Below are 17,341 nucleotides of genomic sequence, written 5' to 3'. Positions count from 1 at the left end.
TGAGGGCCTATAGCTCAGTTGGTTAGAGCAGAGGACTCATAATCCTTTGGTCCACGGTTCAAATCCGTGTGGGCCCACCAAACAGCAAAGCCGCGCTTATGCGCGGTTTTCTTCAGACCTAATGATTGACGTGAATATCGCCTTTCATTAGATTTGAGCTGTCGAAGCGACTGACCGGATGAGATTGAGCGCTTCCCAGCGGCGAAAGCCGTAACCGCGCAAGGCGGTTCGTAAGTGGTGTCCGGATCTGCTTTACCAAATCGAAGAAGACGCCTATGGCGTCTTTTTTCGTTTCTGCCCCTAGCGTTTGGTAGAACTCGGTTGCCGCATGTAGACCTTACTGCACAACAGCATAAACCCCATCTTGCCCAGCAACCTGGGCGGCTGACCGGTTTGGTGATACGCACTCTCGACGACGAGATTAAGATCCTGCGGCTTTTCCTTGGCGGCTCGACGTATTTCAAAGAACACGTGATAAGGCCCGGCCGGGTCCTGAACTGTCATCGAGTAGGCCCAATTGCGCCGCGTCGCAGTCTCACGGACCTTGGACTGGGGCTGGTTCAACCCCTGGATGACCGCTGGCAACCGCAATGACAGTCGATAACGGATTGCACAGAAGGTGCGCGGGCGTCCAGCACTGTCAAGAATGATCGGCTCCCCATCCGGGTGCGTCGACGTGTCATAGCCCTGGCTGAAACAGTGGCTCGAAAAAGTGACATGTACGCGCAAATCACGCTTGGCCATCTGACTCGTGATCGTGAATTTAAATGGTTCAAGGTGAGCAAAATCGTAGGTCTGACTGCTAATGGTCAGAGTTGGAAAATAGGCGGTCACTTCGGTCTCCATTCCGCCAACCTCGAACCAAGGCCCGACGTCACGAGAAAGTGTCAATGATCAACAAGAGACCGCTGGCGTGTATGTCAGACGCTTCCGAAAATGATGCTCTTCACTCATCCTGAAATAGATCTACATCTGACTTCAGGATGAGGCAAGCCAAGTGTGAAAGCCGTGCGATGCACCGTTTTTTTTTCATACCTGACGCCCAGGCTTCATTTGCTGAGAATGTCGCAATATCAGATGACGCCCGCCTACCTTGTAGGCAAACTCCGAGAATTGCGTAATGGGTGCGTTTGGGCACTTTGCCGCCTTGTTGGCGTTCTCTTCGACGGGATAATCTCCGGACGTCGCTACAGATGCAGCGATCGGGTGTGGTAACCCGGCTAGGCAAAGTGCAACAGTGCTCCCATCACGATTTCATGCGTTTTTTCGCCTGTAATCCTGCGTTATGGCGGCTGTGCGTGGGAGACCTTCGGGTCTGCCGGTTCCTTTGCTCTCCCGGTTTACCACCCTGCGTACAGCTGCCACCCATTCGTGTGGTAACGAATGCGGCAGCTCCTCGTTTTAAGGAGCGAAACAATGAGCAAAACAAATCCGTCCGCAACGTCCGACCTGAAAACAATCGGTTTCACCCCACTCATCTACTGCTCGGATCAGGCGTTGTTTAACGTCCGTGCCGGCGTCCCCATAGTCGAAGCATTGGCACAGGCCTCCGATATGCTGTTCCTCGCCAAATCATTTGCCGAGGACGCAGCCTACGCAAGAGACACCGACCGCCATGCTTGGGCCGCGCACTATCTGACGGCGATGGGTAAGGCTGTGATTGATGATGTGGTGAAGGTGCTGACGCCGAGACCGGCTCGGACTGCGACGGAATCTGAGGAATAGCGCCAGCTCATCCCCCTGATATACGCCCCGATTATTCGGGGCTTCCAAATCGTGATCGGGCGCGCAATGCGCGCCGGGCATGTCGTTATTTACTGTGCGGATCGGCATCACCACTACCAGACCAGACACCCAACGCCGGAATCGCCTGCACTACCCCCATCCGCTCAAGCACCGCCCCCGTCAACACCCCCTCATACGTATCCGCCGCCCTGCCCCATTGCTCGACGATACCCATGGCATCTACCAACGCCTCGCCCAACCCGGTAATCGTATCGGCCAATGCCTCCACGATTGTTTGAGTCCGGCCCCACAGGCAATCCGTAATCTCTTTCAGCTCGGCCGTTATGCGATCAGGCGAAGCAGGATCCGTATCGGGGAAGGTAATGTTGCGCAGCAAGTGCCGTAATTCCCTTATTTTTGCGTAGTCCTGTTCCGCCCCAAGTTCTCCCCTCAGGATGGCGGCCGCTTTCGGCTTGTCGACGCGTTTGCCGGGCGAATGTCTTGAAGTTAACGACTGCCCCATAGCGCCGGCAAAGAGCACCATCATCCGGGCTTCCAGATGCTCCTTCATTGCCTCAATCGACGAAATGGAACGCGCCAAGGTAATGGAAGCGCCCGCTTGATGCCGCAAGTCCATGGTCACTGTCAGACTCACATCACCCGTTTCAAACCCCAAGGCTCGGGCAACGACGTAATGCCCCATTTCGTGATGGGCAATCTGCACTGCGTGATCCCGTACAGCGGGTGGCATCTTCTGCGTCATGTTTATCACCTCGCATCCCTCGATTTCTCATTCGACTATGACTGAGTGCTGGTGTCCATCCTGTCTTCCGCGCGCCATCTGACGTTCTGAAAACAGATCAGACATCCGCTGTGCGAGCCGTGCTGTAACATGCCGACTCACTGATTTGTGTTGCCGGAGACGACCCTTGCCTGACACCCGCCCGCCCGTTCTTGACGAAATCGACCGCCAACTGATCGCGGCCTTGCAGATCAACGCCCGTGAAAGCGTGGCCATGCTCGCTCGCCAATTGGGCATCGCCCGGACCACGGTGACTTCACGTCTGGCGCGGCTGGAGAAGGCCAAGGTCATCACCGGTTACGGCGTGCGTCTGGGGCAACGGGTGGTGGACGGCGGATTGCAGGCGTATGTCGGGATCACGGTGCAACCGCGCTCGGGCAAGGAAGTGCTGCGTCGGCTCAGTGCCATGGCCCAGGTGCAGCAGTTGTGTGCGGTGAGTGGCGAATTTGATTATGTGGCGTGGTTGCGCACGGACTCGCCGGAGCAGCTGGATCAGTTGCTGGATCAGATTGGCAGTGTGGATGGGGTGGAGAAGACGACGACTTCGATCATCTTGAGCAGCAAGATTGATCGGGGGCAGCCGGTTTGAGTTTTGGCAGTGAGTTATGCGGTGTCTGGGTGAGCCTCTTCGCGGGCAAGCCTCGCTCCTACACTGACGGTGTGTAGCGTTAGATCGTCATATTGATCTATTAATTAGCAAAACGACGACACATTGCGTCTTATTAACGTGTTCTACGCTCTCTAGAATGGCTGCCATCTTTTCCTATACTCAGATGCGCATTCCGCGTCGGGTCGCCAGTAAGGTCAGTCATGAACAAGAACAATCGCCATCCTGCAGACGGTAAGAAACCAGTCACCATTTTCGGCCCGGACTTTCCTTTCGGCTTTGACGACTGGATCGAACACCCGGCTGGCCTGGGCAGCATTCCTGCGCACAATCATGGTGCTGAAGTGGCGATTGTCGGCGCGGGTATCGCCGGTCTGGTGGCGGCTTACGAGTTGATGAAACTGGGCCTCAAACCCGTCGTCTACGAAGCCTCGAAAATGGGTGGTCGCCTGCGCTCCCAGGCGTTCAACGGAACCGATGGCATCGTCGCCGAACTGGGCGGTATGCGCTTCCCGGTGTCGTCCACAGCGTTTTACCACTACGTCGACAAGCTCGGTCTCGAGACCAAACCTTTTCCCAATCCGCTGACGCCGGCCTCTGGCAGCACCGTGATCGACCTGGAAGGCAAAACCCATTACGCACAGAAACTGGCGGATCTTCCTGCACTGTTCCAGGAAGTGGCTGACGCGTGGGCGGATGCGCTGGAGGCAGGCTCGCAGTTCTCCGATATCCAGCAAGCGATCCGCGACCGCGATGTGCCACGCCTCAAAGAGCTGTGGAACACCCTGGTTCCGCTGTGGGACGACCGCACCTTCTACGACTTTGTCGCCACCTCCGAAGCCTTCGCCAAGCTCTCGTTCCATCACCGCGAAGTGTTCGGCCAGGTCGGCTTCGGCACCGGCGGCTGGGACTCGGACTTCCCGAACTCGATGCTGGAAATCTTCCGTGTCGTGATGACCAACTGCGACGATCACCAGCACCTGGTGGTCGGCGGCGTCGAACAAGTACCGCAAGGCATCTGGCGCCACGTGCCGGAACGTTGCGTGCACTGGCCCGAAGGCACCAGCCTCAAGTCGCTTCACAGAGGCGCGCCACGCTCCGGGGTCAAGAAAATCGCTCACGCCCCGGACGGCCGTTTTGCGGTCACCGATAACAACGGCGACACCCGCGAGTACGCAGCAGTACTGACCACTTGCCAGAGCTGGCTGCTGACCACCCAGATCGAATGCGACGAAACCCTGTTCTCGCAAAAGATGTGGATGGCCCTGGACCGCACGCGCTACATGCAGTCGTCGAAAACCTTCGTGATGGTCGACCGGCCGTTCTGGAAGGACAAGGATCCGGAAACCGGCCGCGACCTGATGAGCATGACCCTCACCGATCGCCTGACCCGCGGCACTTATCTGTTCGACAACGGCGACGATAAGCCGGGGGTGATTTGCCTGTCGTACTCGTGGATGAGCGACGCGTTGAAAATGCTTCCTCACCCCGTGGAAAAACGCGTAGAACTAGCGTTGAACGCGTTGAAAAAGATCTACCCGAAAGTCGACATCGCCGCACGGATCATCGGCGATCCGATCACCGTGTCGTGGGAAGCCGACCCGCACTTCCTCGGCGCCTTCAAAGGCGCCCTGCCCGGCCACTATCGCTACAACCAGCGCATGTACGCGCACTTCATGCAGGACGACATGCCGGCCGAGCAACGCGGGATCTTCATCGCAGGCGACGACGTTTCCTGGACGCCGGCGTGGGTCGAAGGCGCGGTGCAGACCTCGCTCAACGCGGTGTGGGGCATCATGAAACACTTCGGCGGTGAAACTCACGCCGAGAACCCGGGTCCAGGGGATGTGTTCAACGAGATCGGTCCGATCGCCCTGCCCGAGTAAGAGGAATCCCCAATGCGCGTAGCCCTTTACCAATGCCCACCGCTGCCCCTGGATGTCGCAGGTAACCTGCAACGCCTGCATCAATTGGCGCTGGAGGCCAAAGGCGCAGATTTGCTGGTGCTGCCGGAGATGTTCCTGACCGGCTACAACATCGGCCTCGATGCCGTCAGCGTGCTGGCGGAGGTGCACAACGGTGAATCGGCGCAGCAGATCGCGCGCATTGCCAAGACGACGGGGATCGCCATTTTGTATGGCTATCCCGAGCGTACCGAGGACGGGCAGATTTACAACGCCGTGCAGTTGATCGACGCCAACGGTGAGCGTCTGTGCAACTACCGCAAGACTCACCTGTTCGGCGACCTCGATCACTCGATGTTCAGCGCCGGGCAAGATGATTTCCCGTTGGTGGAGCTGAATGGCTGGAAACTCGGCTTTTTGATCTGCTACGACCTGGAGTTCCCGGAAAACGCCCGACGCCTGGCCCTGGCCGGCGTCGAGTTGATCCTGGTGCCGACGGCGAACATGATTCCCTTCGACTTCGTCGCCGACGTCACCGTCCGCGCCCGTGCCTTCGAAAACCAGTGTTACGTGGCTTACGCCAACTACTGCGGGCAGGAAGGCGAGATCAATTACTGCGGCCAGAGCAGCATCGCCGCGCCGGATGGCAGCCGCATCGCCCAGGCTGGCCTGGACGAAGCACTGATTGTCGGCGAGCTGGATCGTCAGTTGATGGTCGACTCACGCGCCGCCAATCGTTACTTGATCGATCGTCGCCCAGAGCTTTACGGCGACCTTAACAAGCGCTGATCCACCGTTATCCGCTAGCATTAGCGCTTCTCTGTTCTGGAAGTGCTCATGCCTGCGCTGAATCACCCTCGCCCCCACACGGAAACCCTGGCCAACGGCCTGCGGGTGACGCTGCGTCACGCTCCCGATTTGAAACGCTGCGCTGCTGCGTTGCGGGTTTTCGCGGGCAGTCACGACGTGCCGCTGGCGTGGCCCGGCCTCGCGCATTTTCTTGAGCATTTGCTGTTTCTGGGTACGGAGCGTTTTCCCGCAGGGCAAGGGCTGATGGCCTACGTGCAAGGTCACGGCGGCCAGGTCAACGCGCGTACCAGTGAACGCACGACCGACTTCTTTTTCGAGCTGCCGCCGCAAGCATTCACCGGTGGGCTGGAGCGTCTGTCAGACATGCTCGCTCATCCACGTATGAATCCGGAAGATCAGCGGCGGGAACGGGAAGTGCTGCACGCTGAATTTGTCGCCTGGTCCCGGGATGCCACGGCTCAGCAGCAGTTCGCGTTGTTCGATGGGCTTTCGGCCGCTCACCCGCTTCGGGCGTTTCATGCTGGCAACCGGTACAGCCTGCCGGTGCCGCAGCCGGAGTTTCAGCAAGCGTTGCAGGATTTTTATCGGCAGTTTTATCAGGCCGGGCAGATGACGTTGAGCCTGGCCGGCCCGCAAAGTCTCGATGAGTTGAGGGCAATGGCTCAGCACTTTGGCGCGGCTATTGCGGTCGGGGAAAAGGTCGCGCAACAAGCGCCTGCACCGCTGATGGATTCTTCCGACAAAAGTTATCAACAGGCTGGCGAGCGTCGGCTCGATCTTCTGTTCGCGTTCGAAGCGTTGCCCGACTCTTCGCGCGAAGCATTAGCGTTTCTGTGCCATTGGCTGAACGCCGCGAAACCTGGCGGTCTGTTGGCTGAATTGCGCACACGCGGGCTGGCAGAAAGCCTGAAAGCTGCGCCGTTGTATCAGTTCGCCGGGCAAGCCTTGCTACACATTGAATTCACCACGGCCCAACCGGCGCACGCGATCCGCGAGCGACTGGTGGATTGGCTGGGCTTTTTTGCTTCTCAGCAAAACTGGACCGAATTGCACAAAGAGTACGCCGCCCTGCTCGACCGTCAGCAACAAGTCAGCGGCGCCCTGCAATTGGCCCGCCTGGACAGCGAGCAGCTTGAAGCCGGCTTATCCGAACAGGGCGTCGTAGCGCTCAAGGACATCCTCAAGAAAATCGGCGCTGTGGATAACTTCAGCGGCGAATGGAAGTTGCCGACGCCCAACCCGTTTTTACGCGCTGAAGCCCCTACGGCCAATGCCGGATTGATTCGCGGCCAGACCAGCAAACACCGCGGCCTGCGGACGTTTGCCCAGGATCGCTCGCGCAGCCGTCGCGAAAACTCGCCGATGCAGTTCAGCCAGGCGTTGCCGGACAACACGGATGAAGGTGCGATTTATCTGCGCTGGCGACTGCTGGCCAAACCTCATCCCCGCCTTCAGTCGAGCCTGGAAAATCGCCTGCAGCCTCTGCGTGAGGATGCCCGTCAGGCGGGCGTCGACTTTTCCTTCAGTGCATTAGGCAATGAATGGTTGCTGAAGATGACAGGACTGCAGGAGCCGATGCCGACCGTCCTCGAGCATGCGCTGAAAGAGCTGACAAAACCTGATGACGGTTTCTCACAGGAAAAAACGACCAGCGTGCCGTTGATGCCGATCAGACAACTGCTGAAGGCGCTGCCCGAGCATTGCCTTGAGCGCACCGCCGATACCGATGACGTGCAGCAGCTGTGGGCGAGCGCACGCTGGCAAGGTCTGGCGACGGGTTTGTCAGCGCAGACTCAAGCGGCGATGGGCCTGGCACTGAGCCGCGTGCCCGGTGTTGCGGACGATCAGCCGTCGCCGCCCGCCTCGATAAACTCGCTACGCCTCTGGAGCACGCTCGATACCGGCTCCAGCGAACACGCATTGTTGCTGTTTTGTCCGACTGCCACGCGGGAGATCGCAGACGAAGCCGCCTGGCGCTTACTCGCCCACTGGAGCCAGACGCCGTTTTATCAGCGCCTGCGGGTCGAGCTGCAATTGGGATATGCCGTGTTCAGCGGCCTGCGTCAGATCCATGGGCAGACCGGGCTGCTGTTCGGCGTTCAATCGCCGAGCGTTGTTCCGCAGGATCTGCTGGAACACATAGAGCGCTTCTTGAGCGAACTGCCCGCCATGATTGAAGGCATCGATGACGCGACCTTAATCGCCCAGCGCCAGGCCTTGGCCGACCAATTCCACAGCACCGCACTGCCCCACGCACAGGCCGCCGAACTGCTTTGGCAAAGCAAACTGGCCGGCCACTCGTCGGATTATCTGGAGCGTCTGCCTGAAGCGATCCTGATGGTTGATCGCGAGGCGTTGAAAACCGCAGCCCGCCAACTGATTCAAGCGGAAAGCGGCTGGCGCTGCCTGGCCAGCGGTGCTTGCGCCAAGGCGCCTTGGCAAGCGGCAAAATGATCATTACCGACGCTGCAATTAGCTTTCTCAAAGATTCGCGGCCAATCGCTCGGAAATTTTGAGTAACATAGCCACCTAACTATCTGAACATCTCCGGCTGGAGGTGGACTATATGTATAGATCTCAACTGTCTTATCACCTGAAGGAGCGCTCCCATGTCCTGGTCCAAACCCGCTTACACCGACCTGCGTATCGGCTTTGAAGTCACCATGTACTTCGCAAGCCGCTAAGGTCTGACGTTGTAATGATGTGCAACGCCTCGGTTTACCGGGGCGTTTTTATTTTCAGCGTTGAAATGATGGAGCGCCCATGTTTGTCCAGATTCTAGGTTCCGCCGCCGGCGGCGGTTTCCCCCAGTGGAACTGCAACTGCGTGAACTGCGCAGGTTTTCGCAATGGCAGCCTGAACGCCAAGGCGCGGACCCAGTCGTCCATCGCCATTTCCGATGACGGCGTGAACTGGATTCTGTGCAACGCATCGCCCGACATCCGTGCCCAGCTCCAGAGCTACGCCCCGATGCAACCGGGCCGCGCCCTGCGCGATACCGGTATCAGCGCGATCATCCTGATGGACAGCCAGATCGATCACACCACCGGCCTGCTCAGCCTGCGCGAAGGTTGCCCGCATCAGGTCTGGTGCACCGACATGGTCCACGAAGACCTGAGCACCGGTTTTCCGCTGTTCAAAATGCTGACCCACTGGAACGGCGGGCTGACCTGGAACCGCATCGAACTCGACCGCAGCTTCACCATCCCGGCCTGCCCGAGTCTGCGCTTCACTCCCCTGCCCCTGCGCAGCGCGGCGCCGCCGTACTCGCCGCACCGCTTCGACCCGCACCCGGGCGACAACATCGGCCTGATCGTCGAAGACCTGAACACCGGCGGCAAACTGTTCTATGCGCCGGGCCTGGGCAAAGTCGATGAGCCGCTGCTGGAAATCATGGCCGGCAGCGATTGTTTGCTGGTGGACGGCACGATGTGGGATGACGACGAAATGCAGCGCCGTGGTGTGGGCACGCGTACCGGACGGGAAATGGGCCATCTGGCGCAAAACGGCCCCGGCGGCATGCTCGAAGTGCTGGAGCAGTTGCCCAAGCAGCGCAAGGTGCTTATCCACATCAACAACACCAACCCGATTCTTGATGAGGATTCGCCGGAGCGGGCTGAGTTGGCTCGGCGCAATGTTGAAGTGGCTTATGACGGCATGAGTATTGTGTTGTAGGGCATCGAGACCGCTGCGCGGCCTATCGCCAGCAGGCTGGCTCCCACAGGGGAATGCGATCAACTGTGGGAGCCAGCCTGCTGGCGATGAGGCCGGTCCAGACACCACAAAATCCACCGGTCGTCCCCGGAGAACCGCAATGACTGACACCCCAATGTCCCCCACAGAATTCGAAGCGGCCCTGCGCGCCAAGGGCGCCTATTACCACATCTATCACCCGTACCACGTGGCGATGTATGAAGGCCGGGCGACCCGCGAGCAGATCCAGGGTTGGGTCGCTAATCGTTTCTACTATCAGGTGAACATTCCCCTGAAGGACGCCGCCATCCTCGCCAATTGCCCGGACCGCGAGATCCGTCGCGAGTGGATTCAGCGCCTGCTGGATCACGACGGCGCCCCCGGCGAAGACGGCGGCATCGAAGCTTGGCTGCGTCTGGGCCAAGCGGTCGGCCTCGACCCGGATCAGTTGCGCTCGCAGGAATTGGTATTGCCCGGCGTACGTTTCGCCGTGGACGCCTACGTCAACTTTGCCCGTCGGGCCAGTTGGCAGGAAGCCGCCAGCAGCTCGCTGACCGAGTTGTTCGCGCCGCAGATCCACCAATCGCGCCTGGACAGCTGGCCGCAGCATTATCCGTGGATCGACCCGACCGGTTACGAGTATTTCCGTACGCGCCTCGGCCAGGCACGCCGGGATGTGGAGCACGGCCTGGCGATCACGTTGCAGCACTACACGACGCGGGTCGGCCAGGAGCGCATGCTGGAAATTCTCCAGTTCAAACTGGACATCCTTTGGAGCATGCTCGATGCCATGAGCATGGCCTACGAATTGAACCGCCCGCCGTATCACAGCGTGACCGAGCAACGGGTCTGGCATAAAGGAATCACCTTATGAGTTTTGATCGCAGCAAGACCCCGACCTGGCGTCAGGGCTACCGCTACCAATACGAACCGGCGCAGAAAGGCCATGTGCTGCTCTACCCGGAAGGCATGATCAAACTCAATGAAAGCGCCGCGCTGATCGGCGGTCTGATCGACGGAGAACGCGATGTCGCGGCGATCATCGCCGAACTGGACGCGCAGTTCCCCGGCGTTCCCGAGCTTGCTGACGACATCGAGCAGTTCATGGAGGTTGCCCGTGCTCAGCACTGGATCGAACTTGCCTGATTCCGTGTCAGACAAGTTACCGCCCAAACCGGAAATCGGCCTGCCGCTGTGGCTGCTGGCCGAGCTGACGTATCGCTGCCCGCTGCAATGCCCGTACTGCTCCAATCCGCTGGACTTTGCCGAGCAAGGCAAAGAACTGAGCACCGAACAGTGGATCAAAGTGTTCCGCGAAGCGCGAGAAATGGGCGCTGCGCAGTTGGGCTTTTCCGGTGGTGAGCCGCTGGTGCGCCAGGACCTCGCCGAGCTGATCACCGAGGCGCGCAAGTTGGGTTTTTACACCAATCTGATCACCTCCGGCATTGGCCTCACCGAGCAGAAAATCAGCGACTTCAAGAAGGCCGGTCTGGACCACATCCAGATCAGTTTTCAGGCCAGCGACGAGCAAGTGAATAACTTGTTGGCCGGTTCGAAAAAGGCCTTTGCGCAGAAGCTTGAAATGGCTCGCGCGGTGAAAGCCCACGGTTATCCGATGGTGCTGAACTTCGTGACCCATCGGCACAACATCGACAAGATCGACCGGATCATCGAGTTGTGCATCGCCCTGGAGGCTGACTTCGTCGAACTCGCGACGTGTCAGTTTTACGGTTGGGCGCAGCTCAATCGGGTCGGTTTGTTGCCGACCAGGGAACAACTGGTCCGTGCCGAACGCATCACCAATGAATACCGCGCCAAACTGGAAGCCGAAGGGCATCCATGCAAGCTGATTTTCGTCACGCCGGACTACTACGAAGAACGCCCGAAAGCCTGCATGAACGGCTGGGGCAGCATTTTTCTTACGGTCACGCCGGACGGAACCGCACTGCCCTGTCACGGCGCCCGACAGATGCAGGTGCAATTTCCCAACGTGCGCGACCACAGCATGCAGCACATCTGGTATGACTCGTTCGGCTTCAACCGTTTTCGCGGTTACGACTGGATGCCCGAGCCGTGCCGCTCCTGCGACGAGAAAGAAAAAGACTTCGGCGGCTGCCGCTGCCAGGCGTTCATGCTCACGGGTGACGCGAGCAATGCCGACCCTGTGTGCAGCAAGTCGGAACATCACGGCGTGATTCTCAAGGCCCGCGAAGAAGCCGAGCACGCAACCCAGACCATCGAACAACTGGCCTTTCGCAATGAACGAAATTCACGACTCATCGCTAAAAGCTGAACCCTTCAGCGCCTCCCGAGCCGTCGCGGCCGGTATCGACTTCGCCGAGTTGCTGGTCGGCAAGCATGGCCTGTTCTGGAACGAATACCGACCCGAGGATGCCGCCTGCAGGATCTGGCATTGGCGCGACGACCAGGCCCGTTGTCTGACGCCGGCAGGTTTCAGCGTGCGCAGCCGAGTGTACGAATATGGCGGTGGGGCGTTTTGTCTGATCGATGACGGGATTGTTTTCGTCAACGAAGCGGACCAACAGCTCTATCGGCAATCGCTGGCGGGCGGGACGCCTGAGGTGCTGACCTCAGGCGAATGCCGTTACGGCGATCTGCAGTTTGCCAATGGCCAGGTGCTCGCGGTTGAAGAGAACCGCGACCGACATCGTCTGGTTGCCATCGATGTGGCTGACGGCAAGCGTCATCTGTTGGCTGAAGGCGCCGATTTCTATGCCGCGCCGACGTTGAGTCCTGACTCGCAACGACTGGCGTGGATCGAATGGAGCCGCCCGGATCAGCCCTGGACCGCGACTCGCCTGATGGTTACCGAACGCCAGAGCGATGGAGGCTTTGCTCGACCGCGTTGTGTGGCGGGTGAGGATGTTCAGGAGTCGCTGCAACAACCTCGTTTCGATGGCGACGGCCATCTGTTTTGCCTGACGGACCGCGGCGGCTACTGGCAGCCTTGGGTGGAATCCGCAGAGGGCCTGAGCCCGTTGCCGAGCGCCGCCGCTGATCACGGGCCGGCGCCGTGGCAGCTGGGTGGCAGCACCTGGTTGCCGCTGAGCGAAGGCAGCTACCTGGCCAGTTGGACCGAAGGCGGGTTTGGCAAGTTGGGACTCTGTGGTGACGCCGCTGAAGATTTCACCGGTGATTACAGCCGTTTTCGCCATCTCGCACTGGATGAGCAATTTATCTACTGCATCGCGGCATCTCCCGTCAGTTCTTCGGCAGTAATCGCGATCGAGCGTGATACCCGGCAAGTCAAAATCCTCGCCGGCGGTATTGCCCCGCTACCCGCCGAGCACATCAGCGTCCCGCAAACACTGCGCTACCCGAGCGGTTCGGGCGAGGCCCATGGTTTCTTTTATCCGGCGATGACCGGTGAGGCGAAACCGCCGCTGGTGGTGTTCATCCACGGCGGCCCGACTTCGGCCTGCTACCCGATGCTTGATCCACGCATTCAATACTGGGCGCAACGCGGCTTCGCCGTGGCCGATCTCAACTACCGCGGCAGCAGTGGTTATGGCCGGGCCTATCGCCAGGCGCTACATTTGAGTTGGGGTGAAGTCGACGTGAAGGACGCCTGCGCAGTCGTCGCGCATCTCGCCGAACGGGGCTTGATCGATGGCGACAAGGCGTTTATTCGCGGTGGCAGTGCCGGTGGTTACACCACCCTTTGTGCGCTGGCCTTCCACCAGGTCTTCCGCGCCGGCGCCAGCCTTTACGGTGTCAGCGATCCCATTGCACTGGGCCGGGCGACCCATAAGTTCGAAGGCGATTATCTGGATTGGCTGATTGGCGATCCGCTACAAGACGCCGATCGCTACGCCGCGCGCACACCGTTGCTGCATGCGAGCAACATCAGTGTTCCGGTGATTTTCTTTCAGGGCGAGCTGGATGCCGTGGTGGTGCCGCAACAGACTCGCGACATGGTCAAGGCGCTACAGGACAACGGCATTCTGGTCGACGCGCATTACTACGCGGACGAACGTCATGGCTTTCGCAAGGCCGGTAACCAGGCCCATGCGCTGGAGCAGGAGTGGTTGTTTTATCGGCGGGTGATGGAGCTCGCCAGCTGAAACCGCGTCGCACCCTTCGCGGGCAAGCCTCGCTCCTACAGGTACGGTGTTATCCCCGTAGGAGCGAGGCTTGCCCGCGAAAGGGATTTATCTGACGCCGCAGAACTCAGCGCTTGGCGATGATGTACACCGCATGCACGATCCCCGGAATGTAACCGCACAACGTCAGCAGAATATTCAGCCAGAACGCGCCGGCAAAACCGACTTGCAGAAACACACCCAGTGGCGGCAACAGAATGGCAATGATGATGCGAATGATATCCATGGGGCAGCTCCTGATTTGAAGTGGACTCGTGTGAGCCTACAGTTAATCGACCCGCGCCGTTCGTCAGGGTTCAGCGCGGTTCTTCAAGTCAGTATCTCTAAACCGTGTTTCTGTACGATGCTCAGCAACTTGAGCGCCATGCCGCTGGGATGTTTGTCACCGGCCTCCCATTTTTTAACCGTCGAAGCGCTGGTGTTCAGATAACGCGCGAAAACCGGTTGGCTGACATTGTTGCGCTCACGCAGCTGTTTGATCTGCTCCGCATGAATGGCCACCGGTACAGGAGCCAGACAAAGTTCCTCGAACTCGCGCAAGGTAGTCTTGCTAATTGCACCGATTGAAAACAAGGCACTGGCAGACTCGTATACAGATTCCGATGCCTCACTTCTAAATTTCTTACTCATAGGGGGATCTCCACAAACTCCTTGATATCCAGGAAGTACTGGACTTGCACATCCGACAGTCCTTCGTAGGTCTTCGCCATTTTCCGAAAAGCGATCAGGTCTGTCTGACAAATATTGCTTTGGTCCTTCTTCGCATAGAGAAACTGATAAACCCAGTAACTGGCCCCTCTAGCCAAGACAATGGAACGATGGCGATTGGCATTCAAACGCTTCTTCCAAACCCCTCCTCCGAGATTTGTAGCTTGGCCATCGAGCATCTCAGTAAATGCCTCCCGAAGCTCTTCGTCACTGATCCACGCTTTTGCAGCCTGCATCGCAAAGCGTTTTGCCTTGAACAACCTTGGTGACATCGGCATCCCTTCCAAAAAACATACCACTCAGTGGTATAGATTTCAAAGCCAGTTATCCAACAATGTTGTTTCTCTGGCACCGGCACTCCTTGCCGGCTCGCTCTAAAAAGCCACTGATCCAGCAGTCGCTCAAGCGCTGATTGCATTTGGCAAAACGCAGAGACAAAAAAACGCCCCACGCGAAAAGAATCAAACGTGGGGCGATGCGTTATTACCGCGAGACGGTTCTGGAATTCGTGCGGGAAAGGTCTGATCAGACCGCAATCCCTTTGCGGCACTGCAGTTGTGCGGTGCGTACGCGGGAAAAGGCGCGGGACAGGCGCAGGAGCATTTCGTCGATGTTGGCTTTGCTGACGGTGAGCGCCGGAGTAAAGCGCAGGCAATCGGGTTGTGGGGCGTTGAGCAGCAAGCCTTCGTACAACGCTGATTTGACGACGGCATCAGCCGAATCGTCGGACAGGGTCAGTCCCCAGAGCAGCCCTTGTCCGCGCAACTCGCCGTGGCCATAGCGATGGGTCAAACGACTCAGGCCTTCGCGCAGGTACTGGCCGGTTTCGCCCACATGCTCGAGAAAACCCTTGTCCTGAATAGTGTTGAGCACGGCAAGACCGGCAGCCGTCATCAGCGCATTGCCGTGATGAGTTCCCGTCAGTTCACCCACCTCGAAACAGCAGGCCTTGCCTCGCGCCAACAACGCGGCCAATGGCACGCCACCGCCGAGCCCTTTGCCGAGGACGACGATATCGGCTCGAACGCCACTGGACTGTTCGGCAAGCAAGGTGCCGCAGCGACCGATGCCGGTTTGCACTTCGTCAAGGATCAACAAAATGCCCAGTTCCCGGCACAGGCGTTCGACACCCTTGAGGTAGGACTCGGTGGCCGGAATCACCCCGGCTTCGCTCTGGATCGGCTCAAGCATGATTGCCACGGTCCGGGCATCGACTGATGCGTGCATCGCTGCAAGATCATTGAAGGGAACGTGGTGGAAGTCCGACATTGAATTCGTCCCAAGACTACGGCCATGGCAGCCGTTACTTGCAACGATGATCCGTGAAGCCCCGCCGCGATGTCGGTGCCCCCATTTACGAGCCAGTTTGATCGCTGCTTCACAAGCTTCGGTGCCACTGTTGAGCAGGTACGCCTGATCACTGCCGGTGCTGGTGCTGAGCCGCTCGGCAAGGTTGAGCATCCCGCGGTTATGCAGACCAAAACCGGAGTTGATCAGCGACTGAGCCTGTTCCGAGATCGCATTGACCAGCACCGAAGGGCTGTGGCCGAGGCTATTGGCGCCGCCACCCTGTGAGAAATCCAGGTAAGCGCGGTCATCGCTGTCCCATAACCATGAACCTTGGCCGCGGACGAAAATCTGTTTCGGCCGCTCGACACTGGGCATCAGGCACTCACTGGAAAGGTTGTCGCTTCTGGACGGCTGCAAAGTGTCCACGGCCAAGTCATCGAAGCTCGGTGGATTACGACGCAAGTTGAACAAATTCATCGGGACAAACCTCGTTTGAGGTTTTTTGCCTTACCTATGTAAACAGCATCGACGTAAACGGTATTCATCGCGAGCTCTGGCCCTGTAAGCCTTGTGAATGCGGTTAGACTAGGCTCAGGCAAGGCGTTGAGCCATTTCGATTTCCCAGCATTTTCGATAAGCGCACCTTATGGATTTCAAGCAACTGCGTTATTTCGTCGCGGTCTACGAAGAAGGCCATGTAGGCCGGGCAGCCGAGCGACTGTCAATCTCCCAACCGGCACTGTCCCAGCAGATCCGCCAGCTCGAACAAAACCTCGATGTGAGCCTGTTCGAACGCAGCAGTAAACGCCTGCTGCCCACTCTGGCCGCCCACACTTTGTACAACCACGCCCTGCTCTTGCTCGATGGCCTGCAACGGGCACGCGAGGCGTTGGGTAACTTCAAGGGCCAGGCTTTACGCACCCTGGCCATTGGCGTGTTGCAGACGGTTCACACCAGCCTGGTGCCTCAGATGCTTGAGCGCGTGCGCAAGGCGCAGCCGCACCTGGTGGTGCAGATCTATGAACTGACCGGCCTGGAAATCGAACGACGGCTGCTCAATGGTTCACTCGACATCGGCATCAGCTACTTGCCGCCCCGTCAGCCCGGTTTGCATGGCGTCATGCTGTACGAAGATGAACTGACCCTGGTCATCCCGGCGGACCATCCGTTGCGTGAATTCAAGAAAGTCTCGATGAGTCAGGCCGCCGAGTTGCCCATGCTGTTGCTGGGTGAAGAATTCCAGGTACGGCAGATCTGGCAGACGCAACTGGCCAATCTGGGACGACGCCCGCAGGTGCAGGCGGAACTGAACAACATGGCGGGGATTCTCGACAGCCTGCCTCACACCCGGCTGGCCACTGTCTTGCCCGGGCGCTCGCAAAAGGCGCTCGACAACAATGAATTGCTTTGGAAACCGCTGACCGAACCGCGAGTGCCGCTGAAAGTCGGGTTGGTGTGCCGGGATGTGCAACGGCAACAAGCCTCGCTGGCCTTGTTACGCACGCTGTTGGAAGAAGTGATGAGCAGGCCGGACGACCGCTTGAACAGCTCGACGGTCTGAGCTGAATACTTTTCTCGAGGCAAAAGAAAACCCCGCCGAAGCGGGGCTTTGCAGACTGTTTCCCTGACATCCATTTCACTCCGCCGTCCTGGCAGAATCCTACGTGTCCGTGTTGTT

The 17,341-nt window shown here is 58.8% G+C and carries 18 protein-coding genes and 1 tRNA gene; 13 read left to right on the top strand and 6 right to left on the bottom strand.

All coding sequences use genetic code 11. The annotated features are described in order from the left end of the window. Nucleotides 1–3 precede the first annotated feature (3 nt). Nucleotides 4–80, top strand: a tRNA-Ile gene (locus tag ACYZT6_RS30030). Between the two features lie 220 nt (nucleotides 81–300). On the opposite strand, the gene ACYZT6_RS30025 is transcribed toward ACYZT6_RS30030, so the two are convergent. Further along, nucleotides 301–846 carry a hypothetical protein gene (locus tag ACYZT6_RS30025; protein WP_462029770.1) on the bottom strand — a complete coding sequence of 182 codons (546 nt, stop codon included), beginning with the start codon at nucleotides 844–846 and terminating at the stop codon, nucleotides 301–303. A 570-nt stretch (nucleotides 847–1,416) separates the two neighbouring features. Between ACYZT6_RS30025 and ACYZT6_RS30020 the strand changes: the two genes are divergently transcribed. Continuing rightward, nucleotides 1,417–1,725, top strand: a complete 309-nt coding sequence (locus ACYZT6_RS30020) for a DUF3077 domain-containing protein (protein ID WP_462029769.1) — start codon at nucleotides 1,417–1,419, stop codon at nucleotides 1,723–1,725. An 85-nt stretch (nucleotides 1,726–1,810) separates the two neighbouring features. Here ACYZT6_RS30020 and ACYZT6_RS30015 read toward each other — a convergent pair whose 3' ends face one another. Further along, complete coding sequence (locus ACYZT6_RS30015) at nucleotides 1,811–2,488, bottom strand: peptidase M41 (protein ID WP_462029768.1); 678 nt, start codon at nucleotides 2,486–2,488, stop codon at nucleotides 1,811–1,813. 166 nt (nucleotides 2,489–2,654) lie between these two features. Here ACYZT6_RS30015 and ACYZT6_RS30010 point away from each other — a divergent pair, with 166 nt between their 5' ends. The 10 genes from ACYZT6_RS30010 to ACYZT6_RS29965 all read left to right on the top strand — a co-directional run bounded on the left by ACYZT6_RS30010 (nucleotide 2,655) and on the right by ACYZT6_RS29965 (nucleotide 13,626). Then, nucleotides 2,655–3,116 (top strand): Lrp/AsnC family transcriptional regulator, encoded by a 462-nt coding sequence (locus ACYZT6_RS30010; RefSeq protein WP_007980298.1) that lies wholly within the window; start codon nucleotides 2,655–2,657, stop codon nucleotides 3,114–3,116. A 221-nt stretch (nucleotides 3,117–3,337) separates the two neighbouring features. Continuing rightward, a complete protein-coding gene (locus tag ACYZT6_RS30005; RefSeq protein WP_461955998.1) occupies nucleotides 3,338–5,020 on the top strand; it encodes a flavin monoamine oxidase family protein in 1,683 nt (560 codons plus the stop codon). Nucleotides 5,021–5,032: 12 nt separating this feature from the next. Then, nucleotides 5,033–5,827, top strand: coding sequence for a carbon-nitrogen hydrolase family protein (locus tag ACYZT6_RS30000; protein WP_462029767.1), 795 nt, complete (start codon nucleotides 5,033–5,035; stop codon nucleotides 5,825–5,827). A gap of 48 nt (nucleotides 5,828–5,875) precedes the next feature. Next, nucleotides 5,876–8,302, top strand: coding sequence for a pyrroloquinoline quinone biosynthesis protein PqqF (pqqF, locus tag ACYZT6_RS29995; RefSeq protein WP_462029766.1), 2,427 nt, complete (start codon nucleotides 5,876–5,878; stop codon nucleotides 8,300–8,302). Nucleotides 8,303–8,457: 155 nt separating this feature from the next. Beyond that, entirely contained in the window at nucleotides 8,458–8,532 is a 75-nt protein-coding gene (gene pqqA / locus ACYZT6_RS29990; RefSeq protein WP_009045898.1) for a pyrroloquinoline quinone precursor peptide PqqA, read from the top strand. Between the two features lie 79 nt (nucleotides 8,533–8,611). Further along, the gene (gene pqqB / locus ACYZT6_RS29985) at nucleotides 8,612–9,523 is read left to right on the top strand and encodes a pyrroloquinoline quinone biosynthesis protein PqqB (protein ID WP_462029765.1); all 912 of its coding nucleotides are present in this window, start codon (nucleotides 8,612–8,614) and stop codon (nucleotides 9,521–9,523) included. Nucleotides 9,524–9,662: 139 nt separating this feature from the next. After that, the gene (gene pqqC / locus ACYZT6_RS29980; RefSeq protein ID WP_462029764.1) at nucleotides 9,663–10,415 is read left to right on the top strand and encodes a pyrroloquinoline-quinone synthase PqqC; all 753 of its coding nucleotides are present in this window, start codon (nucleotides 9,663–9,665) and stop codon (nucleotides 10,413–10,415) included. Then, on the top strand, nucleotides 10,412–10,687 hold the full coding sequence (gene pqqD / locus ACYZT6_RS29975) for a pyrroloquinoline quinone biosynthesis peptide chaperone PqqD (protein WP_462029763.1): 276 nt from the start codon (nucleotides 10,412–10,414) through the stop codon (nucleotides 10,685–10,687). Before pqqC ends, pqqD begins: the two co-directional genes overlap by 4 nt. A 4-nt stretch (nucleotides 10,688–10,691) precedes the next feature. Continuing rightward, complete coding sequence (pqqE, locus tag ACYZT6_RS29970) at nucleotides 10,692–11,834, top strand: pyrroloquinoline quinone biosynthesis protein PqqE (protein ID WP_462030035.1); 1,143 nt, start codon at nucleotides 10,692–10,694, stop codon at nucleotides 11,832–11,834. Then, nucleotides 11,800–13,626: a S9 family peptidase gene (locus tag ACYZT6_RS29965; protein ID WP_462029762.1), complete on the top strand. Its 1,827-nt coding sequence runs from the start codon at nucleotides 11,800–11,802 to the stop codon at nucleotides 13,624–13,626. Before pqqE ends, ACYZT6_RS29965 begins: the two co-directional genes overlap by 35 nt. Before the next feature lie 106 nt (nucleotides 13,627–13,732). On the opposite strand, the gene ACYZT6_RS29960 is transcribed toward ACYZT6_RS29965, so the two are convergent. From ACYZT6_RS29960 to ACYZT6_RS29945, 4 genes are all read right to left on the bottom strand, one after another. After that, nucleotides 13,733–13,891 carry a YqaE/Pmp3 family membrane protein gene (locus tag ACYZT6_RS29960; RefSeq protein WP_003211049.1) on the bottom strand — a complete coding sequence of 53 codons (159 nt, stop codon included), beginning with the start codon at nucleotides 13,889–13,891 and terminating at the stop codon, nucleotides 13,733–13,735. A gap of 83 nt (nucleotides 13,892–13,974) precedes the next feature. After that, complete coding sequence (locus ACYZT6_RS29955; protein ID WP_462029761.1) at nucleotides 13,975–14,295, bottom strand: helix-turn-helix domain-containing protein; 321 nt, start codon at nucleotides 14,293–14,295, stop codon at nucleotides 13,975–13,977. Next, entirely contained in the window at nucleotides 14,292–14,645 is a 354-nt protein-coding gene (locus tag ACYZT6_RS29950) for a type II toxin-antitoxin system RelE/ParE family toxin (protein ID WP_462030034.1), read from the bottom strand. Before ACYZT6_RS29950 ends, ACYZT6_RS29955 begins: the two co-directional genes overlap by 4 nt. A 253-nt stretch (nucleotides 14,646–14,898) precedes the next feature. Then, nucleotides 14,899–16,140, bottom strand: coding sequence for an aspartate aminotransferase family protein (locus tag ACYZT6_RS29945; RefSeq protein ID WP_462029760.1), 1,242 nt, complete (start codon nucleotides 16,138–16,140; stop codon nucleotides 14,899–14,901). Nucleotides 16,141–16,309: 169 nt separating this feature from the next. Between ACYZT6_RS29945 and ACYZT6_RS29940 the strand changes: the two genes are divergently transcribed. Beyond that, on the top strand, nucleotides 16,310–17,224 hold the full coding sequence (locus ACYZT6_RS29940) for a LysR family transcriptional regulator (protein WP_462029759.1): 915 nt from the start codon (nucleotides 16,310–16,312) through the stop codon (nucleotides 17,222–17,224). Nucleotides 17,225–17,341 lie beyond the last annotated feature (117 nt).

The sequence above is a fragment of the Pseudomonas sp. RT6P73 genome (genome assembly GCF_054897715.1).
The sequence above is the reverse complement of the archived record's forward strand: the minus strand, read 5'-3'. Positions and strand labels throughout refer to the sequence as shown.

Coding starts and splice junctions, on each gene's coding strand:
- ACYZT6_RS30025 (WP_462029770.1), bottom strand. CDS start 846: ATGGAGACCGAAGTGACCGCCTATTTTCCAACTCTGACCATTAGCAGT.
- ACYZT6_RS30020 (WP_462029769.1), top strand. CDS start 1,417: ATGAGCAAAACAAATCCGTCCGCAACGTCCGACCTGAAAACAATCGGT.
- ACYZT6_RS30015 (WP_462029768.1), bottom strand. CDS start 2,488: ATGACGCAGAAGATGCCACCCGCTGTACGGGATCACGCAGTGCAGATT.
- ACYZT6_RS30005 (WP_461955998.1), top strand. CDS start 3,338: ATGAACAAGAACAATCGCCATCCTGCAGACGGTAAGAAACCAGTCACC.
- ACYZT6_RS30000 (WP_462029767.1), top strand. CDS start 5,033: ATGCGCGTAGCCCTTTACCAATGCCCACCGCTGCCCCTGGATGTCGCA.
- pqqF (WP_462029766.1), top strand. CDS start 5,876: ATGCCTGCGCTGAATCACCCTCGCCCCCACACGGAAACCCTGGCCAAC.
- pqqB (WP_462029765.1), top strand. CDS start 8,612: ATGTTTGTCCAGATTCTAGGTTCCGCCGCCGGCGGCGGTTTCCCCCAG.
- pqqC (WP_462029764.1), top strand. CDS start 9,663: ATGACTGACACCCCAATGTCCCCCACAGAATTCGAAGCGGCCCTGCGC.
- pqqD (WP_462029763.1), top strand. CDS start 10,412: ATGAGTTTTGATCGCAGCAAGACCCCGACCTGGCGTCAGGGCTACCGC.
- ACYZT6_RS29965 (WP_462029762.1), top strand. CDS start 11,800: ATGAACGAAATTCACGACTCATCGCTAAAAGCTGAACCCTTCAGCGCC.
- ACYZT6_RS29960 (WP_003211049.1), bottom strand. CDS start 13,891: ATGGATATCATTCGCATCATCATTGCCATTCTGTTGCCGCCACTGGGT.
- ACYZT6_RS29955 (WP_462029761.1), bottom strand. CDS start 14,295: ATGAGTAAGAAATTTAGAAGTGAGGCATCGGAATCTGTATACGAGTCT.
- ACYZT6_RS29950 (WP_462030034.1), bottom strand. CDS start 14,645: ATGTCACCAAGGTTGTTCAAGGCAAAACGCTTTGCGATGCAGGCTGCA.
- ACYZT6_RS29945 (WP_462029760.1), bottom strand. CDS start 16,140: ATGAATTTGTTCAACTTGCGTCGTAATCCACCGAGCTTCGATGACTTG.
- ACYZT6_RS29940 (WP_462029759.1), top strand. CDS start 16,310: ATGGATTTCAAGCAACTGCGTTATTTCGTCGCGGTCTACGAAGAAGGC.